Source organism: Flavobacterium rhamnosiphilum (assembly GCF_004349195.1).
Classification (GTDB): Bacteria; Bacteroidota; Bacteroidia; order Flavobacteriales; family Flavobacteriaceae; genus Flavobacterium; species Flavobacterium rhamnosiphilum.
The window spans coordinates 640,218-658,113 of the sequence record NZ_SMLG01000001.1; the positions used below are offsets into that span (position 1 = coordinate 640,218).

The 17,896-nt window shown below is 34.2% G+C and carries 16 protein-coding genes; 15 read left to right on the plus strand and 1 reads right to left on the minus strand.

Annotation, left to right across the window (positions count from 1 at the left end; genetic code table 11):
- Positions 1-3 precede the first annotated feature (3 nt).
- Together E0I26_RS02795 and E0I26_RS02800 are read left to right on the plus strand one after the other, a co-directional pair.
- Complete coding sequence (locus E0I26_RS02795; protein ID WP_262712046.1) at positions 4-699, plus strand: HpaII family restriction endonuclease; 696 nt, start codon at positions 4-6, stop codon at positions 697-699.
- A 632-nt stretch (positions 700-1,331) separates the two neighbouring features.
- The gene (locus E0I26_RS02800) at positions 1,332-1,514 is read left to right on the plus strand and encodes a hypothetical protein (protein WP_131914968.1); all 183 of its coding nucleotides are present in this window, start codon (positions 1,332-1,334) and stop codon (positions 1,512-1,514) included.
- Between the two features lie 340 nt (positions 1,515-1,854).
- On the opposite strand, the gene E0I26_RS02805 is transcribed toward E0I26_RS02800, so the two are convergent.
- Positions 1,855-2,244 carry an SPOR domain-containing protein gene (locus E0I26_RS02805; RefSeq protein ID WP_131914969.1) on the minus strand — a complete coding sequence of 130 codons (390 nt, stop codon included), beginning with the start codon at positions 2,242-2,244 and terminating at the stop codon, positions 1,855-1,857.
- 215 nt (positions 2,245-2,459) lie between these two features.
- Between E0I26_RS02805 and E0I26_RS02810 the strand changes: the two genes are divergently transcribed.
- The 13 genes from E0I26_RS02810 to E0I26_RS02870 all read left to right on the plus strand — a co-directional run bounded on the left by E0I26_RS02810 (position 2,460) and on the right by E0I26_RS02870 (position 17,832).
- On the plus strand, positions 2,460-3,794 hold the full coding sequence (locus tag E0I26_RS02810) for a c-type cytochrome (RefSeq protein ID WP_131914970.1): 1,335 nt from the start codon (positions 2,460-2,462) through the stop codon (positions 3,792-3,794).
- Positions 3,795-3,823: 29 nt separating this feature from the next.
- The gene (locus E0I26_RS02815) at positions 3,824-6,880 is read left to right on the plus strand and encodes a TAT-variant-translocated molybdopterin oxidoreductase (RefSeq protein ID WP_131914971.1); all 3,057 of its coding nucleotides are present in this window, start codon (positions 3,824-3,826) and stop codon (positions 6,878-6,880) included.
- Between the two features lie 38 nt (positions 6,881-6,918).
- Positions 6,919-8,322: an NrfD/PsrC family molybdoenzyme membrane anchor subunit gene (gene nrfD / locus E0I26_RS02820; protein WP_099714288.1), complete on the plus strand. Its 1,404-nt coding sequence runs from the start codon at positions 6,919-6,921 to the stop codon at positions 8,320-8,322.
- A complete protein-coding gene (locus E0I26_RS02825) occupies positions 8,315-8,839 on the plus strand; it encodes a DUF3341 domain-containing protein (RefSeq protein ID WP_099714289.1) in 525 nt (174 codons plus the stop codon). Before nrfD ends, E0I26_RS02825 begins: the two co-directional genes overlap by 8 nt.
- An 8-nt stretch (positions 8,840-8,847) precedes the next feature.
- Complete coding sequence (locus tag E0I26_RS02830; RefSeq protein WP_131914972.1) at positions 8,848-9,393, plus strand: c-type cytochrome; 546 nt, start codon at positions 8,848-8,850, stop codon at positions 9,391-9,393.
- 27 nt (positions 9,394-9,420) lie between these two features.
- Entirely contained in the window at positions 9,421-10,896 is a 1,476-nt protein-coding gene (locus E0I26_RS02835; RefSeq protein WP_131914973.1) for a quinol:cytochrome C oxidoreductase, read from the plus strand.
- 19 nt (positions 10,897-10,915) lie between these two features.
- Positions 10,916-12,073 carry a cytochrome c oxidase subunit II gene (locus E0I26_RS02840; protein WP_131914974.1) on the plus strand — a complete coding sequence of 386 codons (1,158 nt, stop codon included), beginning with the start codon at positions 10,916-10,918 and terminating at the stop codon, positions 12,071-12,073.
- A 29-nt stretch (positions 12,074-12,102) separates the two neighbouring features.
- Positions 12,103-13,899 (plus strand): cytochrome c oxidase subunit I, encoded by a 1,797-nt coding sequence (locus E0I26_RS02845; protein WP_131914975.1) that lies wholly within the window; start codon positions 12,103-12,105, stop codon positions 13,897-13,899.
- Positions 13,900-14,057: 158 nt separating this feature from the next.
- Complete coding sequence (gene ruvB, locus E0I26_RS02850; protein ID WP_131914976.1) at positions 14,058-15,080, plus strand: Holliday junction branch migration DNA helicase RuvB; 1,023 nt, start codon at positions 14,058-14,060, stop codon at positions 15,078-15,080.
- A gap of 90 nt (positions 15,081-15,170) precedes the next feature.
- Positions 15,171-15,419, plus strand: a complete 249-nt coding sequence (locus E0I26_RS02855) for a hypothetical protein (protein ID WP_131914977.1) — start codon at positions 15,171-15,173, stop codon at positions 15,417-15,419.
- Position 15,420: 1 nt separating this feature from the next.
- Complete coding sequence (locus tag E0I26_RS02860) at positions 15,421-16,161, plus strand: DUF3667 domain-containing protein (RefSeq protein ID WP_131914978.1); 741 nt, start codon at positions 15,421-15,423, stop codon at positions 16,159-16,161.
- A 189-nt stretch (positions 16,162-16,350) separates the two neighbouring features.
- Complete coding sequence (gene queG / locus E0I26_RS02865; RefSeq protein WP_131914979.1) at positions 16,351-17,271, plus strand: tRNA epoxyqueuosine(34) reductase QueG; 921 nt, start codon at positions 16,351-16,353, stop codon at positions 17,269-17,271.
- A gap of 126 nt (positions 17,272-17,397) precedes the next feature.
- Positions 17,398-17,832 (plus strand): CBS domain-containing protein, encoded by a 435-nt coding sequence (locus E0I26_RS02870; RefSeq protein ID WP_131914980.1) that lies wholly within the window; start codon positions 17,398-17,400, stop codon positions 17,830-17,832.
- Positions 17,833-17,896: the final 64 nt, after the last annotated feature.

The following is a 17,896-nucleotide window of genomic DNA, read 5'->3' on the forward strand; positions in this document are numbered from 1 at the left end:
GTAATTCACGACCAAAGAACAAACCAAACAGCAGAATTAGGCTTTAGTATTAAATCCCAATTAGGCGGTGATGCCACACTTTTAAATGCTGGAAAAACGACCAATTTTATTTATCAAATTTTGGATTTCAAACCAACTGAAAGCGAAATAAAAGCAATCAACGAAATTGATACAAGAAGTAAAATTAAAGACAGAATTGAAGCGGTAAAAAACGCAGGTGGAAAATTAAAATTCGTAACGCTTGAACAAGATGTTTTTAAAAATAATTTAGTGCTTATTGACAGTTTATTACCAAACATTGTAGCAGAAATTATTAAGACGTTTTTCACGTCAGCTTTAAGTTCTATAAAAGACTTAACCGAAAACATCAACAAATCAAATCCATTAAACTACGACACTCAATTTGCACATACATTTTACGACTATAAAGTAAAACGCTTCTTGACTGATGTTGCTTTAGGAATGACACCTTCAAAGGTTTGGACGGGAATTTATGATGCAACAGGTGGATATTTAGTTGTAAAAGAAAACGGAGATATTTTGTGCTACCATATTTACAACCGTAACCAATTTGAAGACTATTTATTTGTAAATACAAAGCTTGAAACTGCAAGTAGTACTCGACACGATTTTGGAAAAATATTTGAAGAAAACGGACAATATTATTTCAAGTTGAATTTGCAAATACGATTTAAATAACAGGCTGAAAATAACGCCAGACGCCCAACAGCGGTTTTGATATAGTGGGGTTTTAGTGGAATTGCCGTTTCGCGTTAACTTTTCTACAAAGCCGAAAATTGAAAGGTTACGAACTCAACCGCCATCTCAAAGCAGCTAACCGTTGTACAATAAATCACTAAAATTAATAATTCGAATTAAATTGATAAAGTATTTAAAATATCTGATTTCACTCTTTCTGGCTTTTGGCCTGATGGTTAATGATGGTGCTTTAGATTCTCCATCAAATTCAGTAGATTATTATCAATTCTCGAACGTAATTATCAGAAGAGAATGGAGTTATAAGAGTTCCAAATTATACCTGTTCAATCAGATAAAGTCGTCTAAAAAGACTTCATATTCAATTTTCTTAACATACCTTAAGTTTAAAGATGTTTATAATCTTCAAATTCGGGTTCTTCTAAAATTACGAACGCTGCTGTATCAAAAAGTAAGTTTATTTACAATGCAACACGTCTTCATAAATGAAATGATTACTTCAAGACACTCCTGTGAAAGTTTATACATAGCCTAGAAAATTTCTTTTCTAAGCATTTATGCAATTCAATGCATAAGATGATAAAACAAATGTCTAATCATTTATCATTTACAAAATGTATAAACACATTAATAAAACACGTTTGGAGCAATCTAAACGCCCTATTCATTGGGCAAAAAGAAAAATTATCCTAATTATTACGGCATTTATGATCGGAATGTCAAACGGAATGAACGTGGGAGATAATACGATTAACGGAAATCAAAATCACACGGAGCAACAACATAAAAAAGATTGATTTGATTGCTATAAACACCTTGTACAAAACAAGTTTAGCCGAATTTGGCAATAATTTTTTATTTGAGGTCAATCTTGCATTTGCTTCAATAACAATAATCCAAAAATTAAATGGTATTGTAGTCTAAAACCCGAGCTAAGTCTGAGTGATGACGTCAAGCGGTCTAAAAAATCCGATGGTGCCGATGTTTCAGCGGTTCGATGGCGGTTTTGCAAACCGTGCCTACAATGAGGAGTATTCACAATGAAATAAAAAGAAGAAAGCCATTCGTGATGAATGGCTTTCTTATGTGAAAAAAGGAATTGTAGCGATAGCTTATAAATTTAAAAACGGTACGCTTTTATTTGTTAGGCTTTATTAAATGTACATTGCTGTAGCTTTTTTTAATTTCAATAAGATTTCGTTCTGCTTCAATTCGTGTTTTGAAATTCCCAACCCAAACTTTGTAATTCGGAGTGAAGAATGTAATAGTACCATCTATGTCTCTGAATTCTTGCTTGAAATCATTCAATGTTTTTTTTGCTTTTTCGCTGTCTCCACTGAAAATTTGAATTTTATAATAGTCATTTACAGTGTTTGTAACATTTGTTTTTCTCTTTTCATTCAATAATTGTTCAAATTTAGAGTCTTGATTTACTCTGATGTTTCCGTCTTGAGCGTTTGCATTACAATAGGAAATAAATAAGGTAAGAGAGATAAAAAATGCTTTTCTAAGGGCTAAAATTCTCATAATGTGATTGTTTTTGTGCAAAAGTACTATTTAATGATTGATAGCAAATACTAAATGTTATTTAGAATTGATATAAATTGAAATTAAGACTATTTTAAGGTTTTGAGAATAGTTCTTAAGTCGTATTTTTGTCCAAGTTTTTAAATAAAGGATCAGTTTTTATAATTCAATTAGAAAAAACTGTGCCAATTTTTAGTAGATAATCATTATACTATATGAAAAAGGTGGGTAACCATAATTCGATCTCAAGGAAATTATTTTTTAGCATAGCTTTGATGCTATCTTTTTCCTTTACTTCATTTGCTCAAGAAGCTACACCTGCGGCCGATGCTTCAGCTCCGGATGCTTCAGCTACTTCGCAAAGTGCAGACCCAGTAAAGGGTAAAGAGCTTTTTAACGCAAACTGTGCTGCATGTCACAAACTTGATGCTAAATCAACAGGTCCTGCTCTTAGGGGGGTGTCTGCTAAATATGATGCTGCATGGCTTCATAAGTGGGTTCGTAATAGTTCAGACTTAATTAAATCTGGCGATGCTCAGGCTGTTAAGGTTTTTGAAGAAAATAATAAGGCTGTAATGTCTGCTTTTCCTCAATTGTCAGATGGTGATATTGATAATATCATTGCGTATACTTCAGAGCCTAAAGCTGAAGTTGCTGCTCCAGGACCTGGTGGTGCTGAAGTTCCTGGTAAGCCTGCTGTAGACAGCGGAATTTCAAACAATATTATATTAGGTGCTTTGGCGCTTGTTATGGTTATTCTGGTTGTGATGTTATTTTTGGTAAACAAGGTTTTATCTAAAGTGGCAAAAGCAAACGGTATCGAGACAGCTCCAAAAGCTCCAACAACTCCTATATGGAAAGCATTTGCCAGAAATCAGTTTTTGGTTTTAGTTACGGCAATATTCTTGCTTTTGGCGAGTGGTTATTTTGTATATGGGTATTTAATGCAAATTGGTGTAGACCAGAATTATCAGCCTATTCAGCCTATTCATTTCTCGCATAAAATTCATGCCGGAGATAATGAAGTTAACTGTAAATATTGTCACTCTGCTGCAAGAGTCAGTAAAAATGCTGGAATTCCTTCTTTGAATGTTTGTATGAACTGTCATAAGAATATTGGTGAAGTTGCTGAAACTACTGCTACTCCGGAATACAGTAAAGCATTCTATGATGAGCAAATCCAAAAATTATATACTGCGGTTGGTTGGGATAAAACAACTCAAAGTTATACCGGAAAAACGCAGCCTGTAAAATGGGTTCGTATTCATAATTTACCTGACTTCGTTTATTTCAATCACTCTCAACACGTAACTGTTGCCGGAATCGAATGTCAAACGTGTCACGGTCCGGTTCAAGAGTATGAAATTCAAAAACAATTTGCTCCATTAACAATGGGTTGGTGTATAGATTGCCATAGAAAAACGGATGTTAAAATGGAAGGCAATGAGTACTATACTAAAATTCATGATGAACTTTCTAAGAAATACGGTGTAGACAAATTGACTGCAGCGCAAATGGGAGGTTTAGAATGTGGTAAATGCCACTATTAATCAAATTATTAAGATTTTAATATTTATATATGTCATCAAACAAAAAATACTGGAAAAGTGTTGAAGAACTAGACAAAAATAGTTCTATTGTTGAGGCGCTTAAAAATAACGAATTTGTTGAAGAAATTCCTACTGATGAATTTTTAGGAAATAATGACGCTTTGTCATCTTCATCAACATCACGTCGTGATTTTTTAAAGTACGTTGGTTTTAGTACTGCGGCAGCTACGCTTGCAGCTTGCGAAGGTCCTGTGAACAAGTCAATACCTTATGTGCTTCAGCCGGAACAAATCATTCCTGGAGTGGCGGATTATTATGCAACTTCTGTTTTTGATGGATTTGATTTTGCTAATCTTTTGGTAAAAACTCGTGAAGGGCGTCCTATTAAAATAGATAATAATACTATTGCCGGAGCTAAGTTTAGTGCTAATGCAAGAGTTCATGCGTCTATTCTGTCTTTATATGACAGTATGCGTTTGAAAGAACCAAAAATTGAAGGTAAAAATTCAACTTGGTCTGCTGTTGATTCTAAAATTAAATCAAGTATAGCTGATGCTACCGCAAAAGGTGGTCAAGTAGTGCTTTTGACAAATACATTGGCTAGTCCGTCAACTGAAAAGTTGATAGCTGAGTTTATCGGTAAAAATCCAAACGCTAAACATGTTGTTTATGACGCTGTATCTGAATCTGAAGCATTAGATGCTTTCGAAACTGTATACGGAGAAAGAGCTTTGGTTGATTATGATTTTTCTAAAGCTTCGCTTATAGTTTCTGTTGGAGCTGATTTCCTTGGGGATTGGCAAGGTGGAGGATTTGATTCAGGTTATGCTAAAGGAAGAATTCCTAAAGCAGGAAAGATGTCACGTCATTTCCAATTAGAAGCAAACATGACTTTGTCTGGTGCTGCTGCTGATAAGCGTTTACCAATGTCTACGGCTAATCAAAAACAAGCATTAGTTCATATATATAATATTGTAACTGGTTCTTCTGTTGCTGTAAGTTTAGAAGATAAATTTAAAGCAGAAGTTACAAAAGCGGCTCAACAATTGAAAGCTGCTGGTTCAAAAGGAGTATTGGTATCGGGTATTCAAGATAAAAATGCTCAATTGTTAGTTTTAGCTATCAACCAAGTGTTGGCAAGTGAAGCTTTCAGTACTTCTGGAGTAAGACAAATCAGAAAAGGATCTGATGCAAAAGTTACTCAATTAATCAATGATATGAAAGCGGGAAGCGTTCATACTTTGATAATGAGTGGTGTTAATCCAGTTTACACTTTAGCAGATAGTGCTTCTTTTGTTGAAGGACTTAAAAAAGTAAAAACATCAGTGGCATTTTCTTTAAAAGAAGATGAAACGGCTTTAGTAAGTACTATTGCAGCTGCTGTACCTCATTATTTAGAATCATGGAATGATGTAAGTATTACAAAAGGTACTTACGGAATTACTCAGCCTGCAATTCGCCCTCTTTTTACTACGAAACAATTTCAAGATGTATTGTTATCTTTAAATGGACTTACAGGTACATTCTACGATTATATTAAGGCTAATGCATCAACAATAATAGCTGGTTCTTCTTGGAACAAAGTTTTACATGATGGTGTTTATGTTGGAGTTGTTCCAACGGTATCTGCAGGTTCTGCTGATTATAGTGCTGCTGCAAATGCTTTAGCAAAATCAAAAGCGTCGCAAGGATTGGAACTTGTTTTATATACTAAAACAGGTATGGGAGATGGACAGCAAGCGAATAACCCTTGGTTGCAAGAGTTTCCGGATCCAATTACAAGAGTGTCTTGGGATAATTATGTTACTGTTTCGAATGCAGATGCTAAAAAATACGAACTTTCTAATGAAATTGTAGCAAATGGTGGTTTGAACGGAAGTTATGCTACTATTACTACTGCCGATGGAGCTAAATTAGAAAATGTTCCGGTAATAGTTCAGCCAGGTCAAGCTGTTGGAACTATTGGTTTAGCATTAGGTTACGGTCGTAAAGCGGCTTTGAAAGAAGAAATGATGGTAGGTTTAAATGCCTACTCTTTATATAAAGGTTTTGATAATGTACAGTCTGTAACATTGGCGAAAGCTGGAGGAGAACATGAGTTTGCTTGTGTTCAAGGTCAGAAGACATTGATGGGAAGAGGCGATATTATAAAAGAAACTTCTTTAGAAATCTTCAATACAAAAGATGCTAAAGAGTGGAATGAACAACCAATGGTTTCATTGGATCACAAACTCGTTGAAGCAACTAAAGTAGATTTATGGGATTCATTTGATCGTTCAACTGGTCACCATTTTAATCTTTCTATTGACTTGAACGCTTGTACTGGTTGTGGTGCTTGTGTAATTGCTTGTCATGCAGAAAACAACGTTCCTGTTGTTGGAAAATCAGAAGTTAGAAGAAGTCGTGATATGCACTGGTTGCGTATTGACAGATATTATTCTTCTGAAAGTACTTTTGAAGGAGATAACGAAAGAAAAGAAAATATCGCAGGTTTATCAAGTTCACTGTCTACATTTAATGAAATGGAAAAAGCGGGTGATAACCCACAAGTATCATTTCAACCTGTAATGTGTCAACATTGTAATCATGCACCTTGTGAAACGGTTTGTCCAGTTGCTGCAACTTCACACTCTCGTCAAGGTCAAAACCATATGGCTTATAACAGATGTGTTGGTACGCGTTATTGCGCTAACAACTGTCCGTATAAAGTGCGTCGTTTTAACTGGTTCTTGTACAACAAAAACAGTGAATTCGATTATCATATGAATGACGATTTAGGACGTATGGTATTGAATCCAGATGTTAATGTTCGTTCTCGTGGAGTTATGGAAAAATGTTCAATGTGTATTCAAATGACACAAGCGACAATTTTGAAAGCAAAAAGAGAAGGAAGAGCAATCGTTGATGGTGAATTCCAAACTGCATGTTCAAATGCTTGTTCTACAGGGGCAATGAAATTTGGTGATGTAAATGATTCAGAAGCGGAAATAACTAAATTAGCTGCTGACGAAAGAATGTATCATTTATTGGAGCATGTTGGAACAAAACCAAATGTGATTTACCACGTTAAAGTTAGAAATACCTAGTACAAAAAATAATTAATTAAGAATCAATATAAAGGATTATGTCGTCTCACTACGAAGCAACCATTAGAAAACCCTTAGTTATAGGTGATAAATCTTATCACGATGTAACTGTAGATGTAGCTGCGCCTGTTGAAGGTAAAGCAAACAAACATTGGTGGATTGTATTTTCAATCGCATTAATAGCCTTCCTTTGGGGACTTGGCTGTATCATTTACACCGTATCTACAGGTATTGGAACATGGGGATTAAATAAAACTGTAGGATGGGCTTGGGATATCACGAACTTTGTTTGGTGGGTTGGTATTGGTCACGCAGGAACACTTATTTCGGCGGTATTATTACTTTTCCGTCAACGTTGGAGAATGGCAATTAACCGTTCTGCAGAAGCAATGACAATTTTCTCCGTTATTCAAGCAGGTTTATTTCCAATCATTCACATGGGGCGTCCATGGTTAGCGTATTGGGTTCTACCAATTCCGAATCAATTTGGTTCTCTTTGGGTAAACTTTAACTCGCCATTACTTTGGGACGTATTTGCAATTTCAACGTATCTTTCGGTTTCATTAGTATTCTGGTGGACTGGTTTATTACCTGATTTTGCCATGTTACGTGATAGAGCTATTACTCCTTTTAATAAAAGAGTGTATTCTATATTAAGTTTTGGATGGAGCGGTAGAGCAAAAGACTGGCAACGTTTTGAAGAAGTATCTTTGGTACTTGCAGGTTTAGCTACTCCACTTGTACTTTCAGTGCATACTATTGTATCGATGGATTTTGCTACATCCGTTATTCCAGGATGGCATACTACAATCTTCCCTCCGTACTTTGTTGCTGGAGCGGTTTTCTCAGGATTTGCAATGGTAAATACCTTGCTTATCATTATGAGAAAAGTATCTAATCTAGAAGCTTACATTACGATTCAACACATTGAGTTGATGAATATCGTTATCATGATTACGGGTTCTATTGTTGGGGTTGCCTATATAACTGAATTATTTGTTGCATGGTATTCTGGTGTAGAGTACGAACAATATGCTTTCTTGAATAGAGCAACCGGACCTTACTGGTGGGCATATTGGTCAATGATGACTTGTAATGTTTTTTCTCCACAATTCATGTGGTTCAAAAAATTAAGAACAAGTATCATGTTCTCGTTTATAATTTCGATAGTTGTAAATATTGGAATGTGGTTTGAGAGATTTGTAATTATCGTAACTTCGTTACATAGAGATTATTTACCATCTTCTTGGACAATGTTTTCACCTACATTTGTTGATATTGGAATTTTCATTGGAACAATAGGTTTCTTCTTTGTATTGTTCTTATTGTATTCAAGAACATTCCCTGTAATTGCACAAGCAGAGGTAAAAACAATTTTGAAAGGAACTGGAGATAATTACAAAAGAGAAAGAGAAGCAAATAAAGATTCACATCATGAGTAATAAAGTAATATACGCCATTTATAATGACGATGATATATTGATGGATGCGGTTAAAAAAACCAGAGCAGCTCATCATCATATTGAAGAAGTTTTTACTCCATTCCCGGTTCACGGTTTGGATAAAGCTATGGGAATTGCACCTACAAGATTAGCTATTTGTGCTTTTCTTTATGGTTGTGTTGGAATCTCGGTAGCAACAGCTATGATGAATTATATTATGATTCAAGATTGGCCACAAGATATTGGCGGAAAGCCAAGTTTTAGTTATATTGAAAACATGCCTGCTTTCGTTCCAATTATGTTTGAACTTACGGTATTTTTTGCGGCTCACTTAATGGTTATTACTTTTTATATGAGAAGTAAATTATGGCCTTTCAAAGAAGCAGAGAATCCAGATGTAAGAACTACAGATGACCATTTTTTAATGGAAGTTGCTGTAAATGATAATGAAGAAGAATTAGTTTCTTTTTTCCAAAGCACGGGAGCTGTAGAAGTTAAAGTAATAGAAAAGCATTAATTATAGATATGAAAAGCGTATATAAAATAACACTTTTATTTGGCATAACTATTTTAGTTTCATCTTGCCATAATAATGCGGAACCAAACTATCAGTATTTTCCAAATATGTATGAGTCAGTAGGGTATGAAACTTATTCTGAATCAAATGCATTTAAAAACGGTAAAGAAGGTCAACTTCCAGCTGAAGGGACTATTAACAGAGGATTTGAACCTTTTGAATATGAAAATTCTACCGCAGGGTATGAGTTAGCAAAAGCAAATCTTAAATCTCCTTTGGATTCTTTAAGCAGAGACTCTGATAAAGGAAAGGAGCTTTTTGAGATATATTGTACCAGTTGCCATGGTGCTTCTGGAAACGGTAAAGGAAAGCTTGTAGAAAGAGAAAAATTTCTGGGTGTTCCTAGTTATAAAGATAGAGTTATCACTGAAGGAAGTATTTTTCATGTTATAACTTATGGTTTAAATTCAATGGGTTCACATGCTAACCAATTGAGTGCCCATGAACGTTGGTTAGTTACTGACTATGTTCTAAAACTAAAAAGCGAATTATAATTGTTGAACAAACTGATCGTAATAGATATGTATACATTTTCAAGTAAATTAAAAACTTTTTCTTTCATCTTAATGGCTGTAGGTCTTTTAGGAATTGGATATGGTTTTTTAACTGCACCTAAAGATATTCAAGAAGTTGAAAAACTTCTTGCGGCCGAAAGTCATGGTGGTCATGGTGAAGCTAAACATGAAGCGACAACTGCTGCTGAACCTTCGCATGAAGCTGCTGCTAGTCATAGCGAAGCTACCGAAGAGAAAAAAATGGAAGAATCTCATGAAGCTGTAGCTCCAACAGATGATACTACTAAAGTTGCTGAAGCAGCACATGCTGAACCAGTTCACGCTGAGGCAGCTGTTAAAAAAGAAGGTCATGATGTTAGTGAAGAGGCGGAACATACTGAGCATTTGAATCATGTTTTACACCAACTACAAAACAAACCTTGGTCTGCTTTATACGTTGCTTGTATTTTCTTTATGCTTGTTTCTCTTGGAGTTTTAGTGTTTTATGCAATTCAACAAGTAGCTCAGGCTGGATGGTCTCCAGTATTATTTAGAGTTATGCAGGGTATAACATCTTATTTACCTGTTGGTTCTGTTATCTTTTTTGTTATTCTAATATTATGTGGTTTACATTTTAATCACATGTTTATATGGTTAGATCCTGAAGTTGTTGCAAATGATAAATTAATCGCTAATAAAACAGGTTATTTAAATTTTCCTTTTTGGATTGTTAGAGCTGCTATATTTTTGACTGGTTGGAGTTTATATCAATATTTTTCAAGAAAAAACTGTTTGGCGCAAGACGAAGCAAATGATGACTTGTTTTACAAGAAAAACTTCAACATATCAGCGATGTTTTTAGTTTTCTTCATCGTGTCGGAATCTATAATGTCTTGGGATTGGATAATGTCTATTGATCCTCATTGGTTCAGTACATTATTTGGATGGTACGTATTTGCTAGCTTCTTTGTTAGTGGAGTTACAACTATTGCTTTAATTACTTTGTACCTAAAATCTAGAGGATATTTAGAGCATGTAAATACAAGTCATATACACGATTTAGCAAAATTCATGTTCGGATTAAGTGTTTTCTGGACGTATTTATGGTTTTCACAATTCATGTTGATATGGTATGCAAATATCCCTGAAGAGGTAACGTATTTTATTACCAGAATTGAATTGTATAATCTTCCATTCTTTGGTGCTGTAGTAATGAATTTTTTATTCCCTTTATTAATATTAATTAATACAGATTTCAAGAGAATTACTTGGGTACTAGTTATGGCAGGAATTGTAATACTAGCAGGTCATTATATTGATTTCTTTAATATGATTATGCCGGGAACTGTAGGAGACAGATGGTTTATTGGTGTACCAGAGATAGCATCCGTTCTTTTCTTCTTAGGATTATTTATTTATGTTGTTTTCACAGCGTTAACTAAAGCTCCTTTGTTGGCAAAAAGAAATCCTTTCATAGGAGAAAGTAAACATTTTCATTATTAATATTTAAAGAAAAAAACAGATGACAAGTTTGTTGGTAATTATAGTTTTAGTTTTATTAGCTGTTGCTTTATGGCAATTGACTAAAATATTCGACCTGACGCAAGTTGGATCTAATTCAGATAGTTCAGAAATAGCTACAGATAACGATAATAACGTTCAAGGTTATTTGATGTTTGGGTTTTTGGCTTTCATTTATATTTTTTCAATTTACGGATTGTTTAAATGGGGACCTCTTGTTCTTCATACGCCGGCTTCTGCACATGGTGGTGAAGTAGATAATTTAATGAATATTACATGGGTTCTTATCTTTATAGTTCAGGCTATAACTCAAGTATTGTTGCATTATTTTGCTTTCAAATACAGAGGAAAAAAAGATCAAAAAGCACTTTATTTTGCGGATAATAATAAGTTAGAAGCTATTTGGAGTGTTATTCCAGCTGTAGTTTTAGCAGGTTTGATTCTTTATGGTCTTTTCGCTTGGACAAATATTATGTTTGTTGATGAAGATGAGGATACTATAGTTATTGAATTGTATGCACAGCAGTTTAACTGGAAAGCCAGATATTCAGGTAATGATAATGTATTAGGGAAAGCTAATGTTAGATTTATTGAAGGTGCAAATGCAGTAGGTGTTGATTTAGCTGATCCATATTCACAAGATGATATTGTTGTAACAGAATTGCATATTCCTAAAGGAAAAAAGATTCTTTTCAAAATGCGTTCTCAAGATGTTTTGCATTCAGCGTACATGCCTCACTTTAGAGCACAAATGAACTGTGTTCCCGGTATGGTTACGCAATTCGCTTTTGAACCGATATACACTACAGCAGAATATAGAGAATTGCCATTTATGGTAGAAAAAGTGGCTAATATTAATGCTTTAAGATCTAAAAAAAGTATTGAATTAGTAGCTAAGGGCGAAACTGCTTTAGATCCTTACACGTTTGATTACTTATTGCTTTGTAATAAAATTTGTGGAGCATCTCATTATAACATGCAAATGAAAATTATTGTAGATACACCTGAAGACTATAAAGCATGGTTGAAAGATAAAGCTACAATTGTAAGTGAAGTAAAAGCTGCTATGGCTGAACCTGCTGCTGCTGATGGAGCATCTGGTACAGATTCTACAAAAGCAAAAGATACTGCAGCAGTTGCCGTAACGGCCATGAAATAATTAATAAGAAAAATTTAAAGTAAACATATATGTCAGCAGAAGGTCACGATCACGCAATAGATCACGAACACGAACATCACCATAAAGACACTTTTATTACTAAATATATTTTTAGTATTGATCATAAAATGATTGCCAAACAATACCTAATTACGGGTATTATTATGGGAATTATTGGGGTAGGAATGTCTATGCTATTTAGAATGCAATTAGCATGGCCAGAAGAATCATTTAAAATTTTCAATATTTTACTTGGTGATAAATTTGCTCCTAACGGAGTAATGACAAATGATATTTATTTGGCTTTAGTTACTATACATGGAACTATAATGGTATTCTTTGTATTAACGGCCGCTTTAAGTGGTACTTTTAGTAACTTGTTGATACCACTTCAGATTGGTGCACGTGATATGGCATCTGGTTTTATGAATATGATATCATACTGGTTGTTCTTCTTGTCAAGTATAATCATGGTTAGTTCTCTTTTTGTTGAAGCTGGACCTGCATCTGCAGGATGGACTATTTATCCACCCTTGAGTGCTTTGCCACAAGCTATCCCTGGTTCAGGTTTAGGAATGACATTATGGCTAGTTTCAATGGCTATCTTTATTGCATCTTCTTTAATGGGTTCTTTAAATTACGTTGTAACAGTAATTAATTTAAGAACTAAAGGGATGACTATGACTAGATTGCCTCTTACAATTTGGGCTTTCTTTGTAACAGCAATTATTGGTATCGTTTCTTTCCCGGTTCTTTTATCAGCAGCATTATTGTTGATTTTTGATAGAAGTTTTGGAACTTCATTCTTCTTATCGGATATTTATATTGCTGGAGAAGTTTTACATTATCAAGGTGGTTCGCCAGTATTGTTCGAACACTTATTTTGGTTCTTAGGACACCCTGAGGTTTATATCGTTTTATTACCTGCTTTGGGTATTACTTCGGAAGTTATTGCAACAAATTCACGTAAACCAATTTTTGGTTACAGAGCGATGATTATGTCAATTTTGGCAATTGCTTTCTTATCAACAATTGTTTGGGGTCACCATATGTTTATCTCGGGTATGAATCCATTTTTAGGTTCTGTATTTACCTTTACAACATTATTGATTGCTATCCCTTCAGCTGTAAAAGCGTTTAATTACATCACTACACTTTGGAAAGGTAACTTGCAATTGAATCCGGCTATGCTGTTTTCAATTGGTTTAGTTTCTACATTTATTACAGGTGGTTTAACAGGAATTATTCTTGGAGACAGTACACTTGATATTAATGTGCATGATACGTATTTCGTAGTAGCTCACTTTCACTTAGTAATGGGTATTTCTGCTCTTTACGGAATGTTTGCTGGTATTTACCACTGGTTCCCAAGAATGTTCGGAAGAATGTTAAACAAGAATCTTGGATATGTACACTTTTGGGTAACTGCAATCTGTGCTTATGGAGTTTTCTTCCCAATGCACTTTATCGGATTAGCTGGTTTACCAAGACGTTACTATACAAACACAAACTTCCCATTATTTGATGATTTGCAAAACGTAAACGTTTTGATTACTACATTTGCATTAATTGGTGGAGCTTTTCAATTGGTATTTTTGTATAACTTCTTTAGTAGTATTTTCTACGGTAAGAAAGCGGTTCAGAATCCATGGAAATCGAATACACTAGAATGGACAGCGCCGGTTGAACACATTCACGGTAACTGGCCAGGTGAAATTCCTCACGTATATCGTTGGCCTTATGACTACAGTAATCCTGCACACGATGTGGATTTTGTACCTCAAAACGTTCCAATGAAAGAAGGTGAAGAAGTTTTACACCACTAAAATATAAAGAAAAGCCTCTGCGAAAGTAGAGGCTTTTTTTATGGCGTTTTGGTATTACTTAGTCTTCGGAGTATTCTTTTAGATAGTAACTTTTTTAATTTTTATAGCATTTAAAATTTAAAATTTATAATTCAAAATTGCTTTGCTATCTTTGTTACATGAATGAAAATTTAGACCCAACATCAAACGGTTACAATTCGGAAGAACTTGATCTTGAAAAAAAATTAAGACCGCTTTCTTTTGATGATTTTGCGGGGCAAGACCAAATATTAGAGAACCTGAAAGTTTTTGTCCAAGCTGCAAATCAACGAAATGAAGCACTTGACCATACGCTGTTTCACGGCCCTCCCGGTCTAGGAAAAACAACCTTAGCTAATATTCTTGCTAATGAATTACAAGTTGGCATCAAAATTACTTCTGGTCCAGTTTTAGACAAACCCGGAGATTTAGCAGGTTTATTGACTAATCTGGAAGAAAGGGACGTTTTGTTTATTGATGAAATTCATCGTTTGAGTCCTATAGTGGAAGAATATTTATATTCTGCAATGGAGGATTTCAAAATTGATATCATGATTGAATCAGGACCAAATGCAAGAACAGTTCAAATCAATCTAAATCCATTCACATTAATTGGAGCCACCACGCGTTCCGGTTTATTGACCGCTCCTATGAGAGCTCGTTTTGGAATATCTTCCCGTTTACAATATTATACCACAGAGTTGCTCACCACAATCGTGGAAAGAAGTGCTGCTATATTTAAAATGCCAATATCAATGGAAGCAGCCATAGAAATTGCAGGTAGAAGCCGCGGAACACCACGTATCGCTAACGCATTGTTGCGTCGTGTGCGTGATTTTGCCCAGATAAAAGGGAATGGCACAATTGACATAGAAATTGCTCGTTACGCCTTAAAAGCGCTTAATGTTGATGCGCATGGTCTGGACGAAATGGACAATAAAATTCTAATCACAATTATCGATAAATTTAAAGGTGGACCGGTTGGGTTAACTACTTTGGCAACAGCCGTATCCGAAAGCAGCGAAACAATCGAGGAAGTCTATGAGCCTTTTTTGATACAGGAAGGATTTATCATGAGAACGCCACGAGGCAGGGAAGTCACTGATAAAGCCTATAAGCATTTAGGGAAAATAAATACAAACATTCAAGGCGGACTTTTCTAATTTATTAGGAATATTAAAAGTTAGGAAGTTAGCATAAATTTCAGAAGACCTAATAAAAACAAATCATAATTTAAAATAGAAAGTAATCAAATGAAAACAAAGAGATTAACAGATCTGACAGAACAAGAATTAATTATTGAGCAAAAGAAGAGAAAAAGTATTAGCACTTCATATTCTTTTATTATGGGAATGATGATTGGAATTACAGTTTATGGTTTTATAAAAAATGGCCTTTCATTTTTTTCCTTATTGCCAATAATATTTTTGCCAATTTTTATAATGAATTGGAATAACTACAAAGAAGTAAAAAATGAAATCAAATCCCGGAATATAACATAAAATGTCTGAAAACTGTTTAAACTGTGTAAATCAAATAACAAGTAATTTTTGTGCTCAGTGCGGTCAAAAAGCAAGTGTTCATAGATATTCTATCAAACATTTTATTGAGCACGATTTAATTCATGGAATTTGGCACATTGACAATGGGATTTTTTTTACAATTAAAGAATTATTTACACGTCCAGGTCATAGTATAAGAGAATATATTAATGGAAAAAGAGTAGGATATTTTAATTTTGTAACATTGTTGGTCATTACTATTGGTATTTCCCATTTTTTAGGTGAATTTTCCCAAGTGAAAATTTCTGATTTATTGCCCGAAAGTAGCAAAGCTGCAATGAATGAATTTCAAGAATTTACACAGAAAAATCCTAAATCTACTTTACTTTTAACCATTCCTTTGTACTCTATTTTCAGTTTTCTATGGTTTAGAAATTCGAAACTCAATCTGACCGAACATTTTGTTTTAAATTCTTATAAAACTGTTGCAGAATCATTAATTGCTTTACTATTTACAATAACGACCATTTTCTATACCAATATTAAAGGGTTGACTACAATTTATAGTATTATTGGTCTATTCACGTTAGTTTATGCGTTTTATTTTTATAAACAATTTTTTTCAGATTATGGTTATTCAAAAAAATCATTGATTATAAGAAGTGTAGGTGTTGTGTTTTCTTACATATTATTATCGATATTTGTGGGAGTAATTATGGGGATTATGAAATATGGAAAATAAAGAAACGTATGCTAACAGCCATTTTGAGCTAGCTGGAATTTAGTGGAATTATCGTTTCGTTTCAAGTTTCGTTAAGCCGACAACTGAAAGGTTAGGATATTCAGCCATCTCAAAGTGGCGAATCGTTAAGTGTGCAACTCATAACCCATAACTCCTAACGCCTAACGCATAACCTTTAACTCCTAACGCATCAACAATAAATTAAAATACACACAATTTATCAAATCCGAAGCGCAACGTCTCGGCTTCTTATCTTGTGGAATATCCAAAGCTGGTTTCTTGGAACAAGAAGCGCCACGTTTAGAAAACTGGTTGAAGAACAACAGAAACGGTCAAATGTCCTATATGGAAAACCATTTTGACAAGCGCCTAAATCCAACTTTACTGGTCGATGATGCTAAAAGTGTCGTTTCGCTGTTGCTAAATTATTATCCTGAAGAACTACAAAATCAGGATTCTTATAAAATTTCAAAATATGCTTACGGGCAGGATTATCATTTTGTAATTAAAGAAAAACTTAAAGAATTTTTATTCTCCATTCAATCAACAATCGGAGAAGTTTCTGGACGTGCTTTTGTAGACTCCGCACCAGTGCTCGATAAAGCTTGGGCTGCCAAAAGTGGTTTAGGTTGGATAGGGAAAAACAGTAATTTACTGACACAAAAAGTAGGTTCTTTTTACTTTATTGCGGAACTCATTATTGATTTAGATTTAGACTACGACAATCCTACAACGGATCATTGTGGAACTTGTACCGCTTGCATTGACGCTTGTCCTACGGAGGCAATAGTTGCGCCTTATGTGGTTGACGGCAGCAAATGCATTTCCTATTTCACGATTGAATTAAAAGAAAATATTCCTCAAGAAATGAAAGGTAAGTTTGATGATTGGGCTTTTGGTTGTGATGTATGTCAGGATGTGTGTCCTTGGAATAAGTTTTCAAAAGCGCACAATGAACCTTTATTTAACACAAATTCGGCATTACTCTCCATGTCCAAAAAGGACTGGATAGAAATAACCGAAGAAACATTTAGGGCCGTATTTAAAAATTCGCCATTAAAAAGAGCAAAGTTTCAGGGGATAAAAAGGAATGTTGATTTTCTGGAATAACTTTAAAATTCAAAGCAAAATTGAGAGAATTGATTTCTTCTGATGATATATTTTAGTGCTGAAAAATATTTTTGTTATTTGAATGTATATTTTTTTTAACTTTATAACTCACTAAATGAATCAATTATGACGGTTAATCAAATTTTAAGCACTAAAGGAAAGGAAGTTCATTCAATACTTTCTACTATCACTGTATATGAAGCTTTGAAAGTGATGGGAGAAAAAAATGTTGGAGCAGTTTTAATAATTGAAGATAATGTTTTGAAAGGTATTTTATCTGAAAGAGATTATGCTCGAAAAATTGTTTTGAAAAACAAATCTTCAAAGGAAACTTTCGTTCATGAAATCATGGAAAAAGATGTGGTTACAGTAAAGCCATCGGATAATATTGACTATTGTATGGAATTAATGACCGCAAAAAGAATAAGACATTTGCCAGTTTCAGAACATGATGTGATTATAGGTATTGTCTCTATAGGCGATGTGGTAAAAGCGATAATCGAACTTCAAAAAAATACCATTCAATATTTGGATTCTTATATCAGCGGAAGCAAGGCATAAATTCAAAATTTAAATTAAGTATATAAATAGCTGCAAAATTAATGCAGCTATTTTTTTTATATAA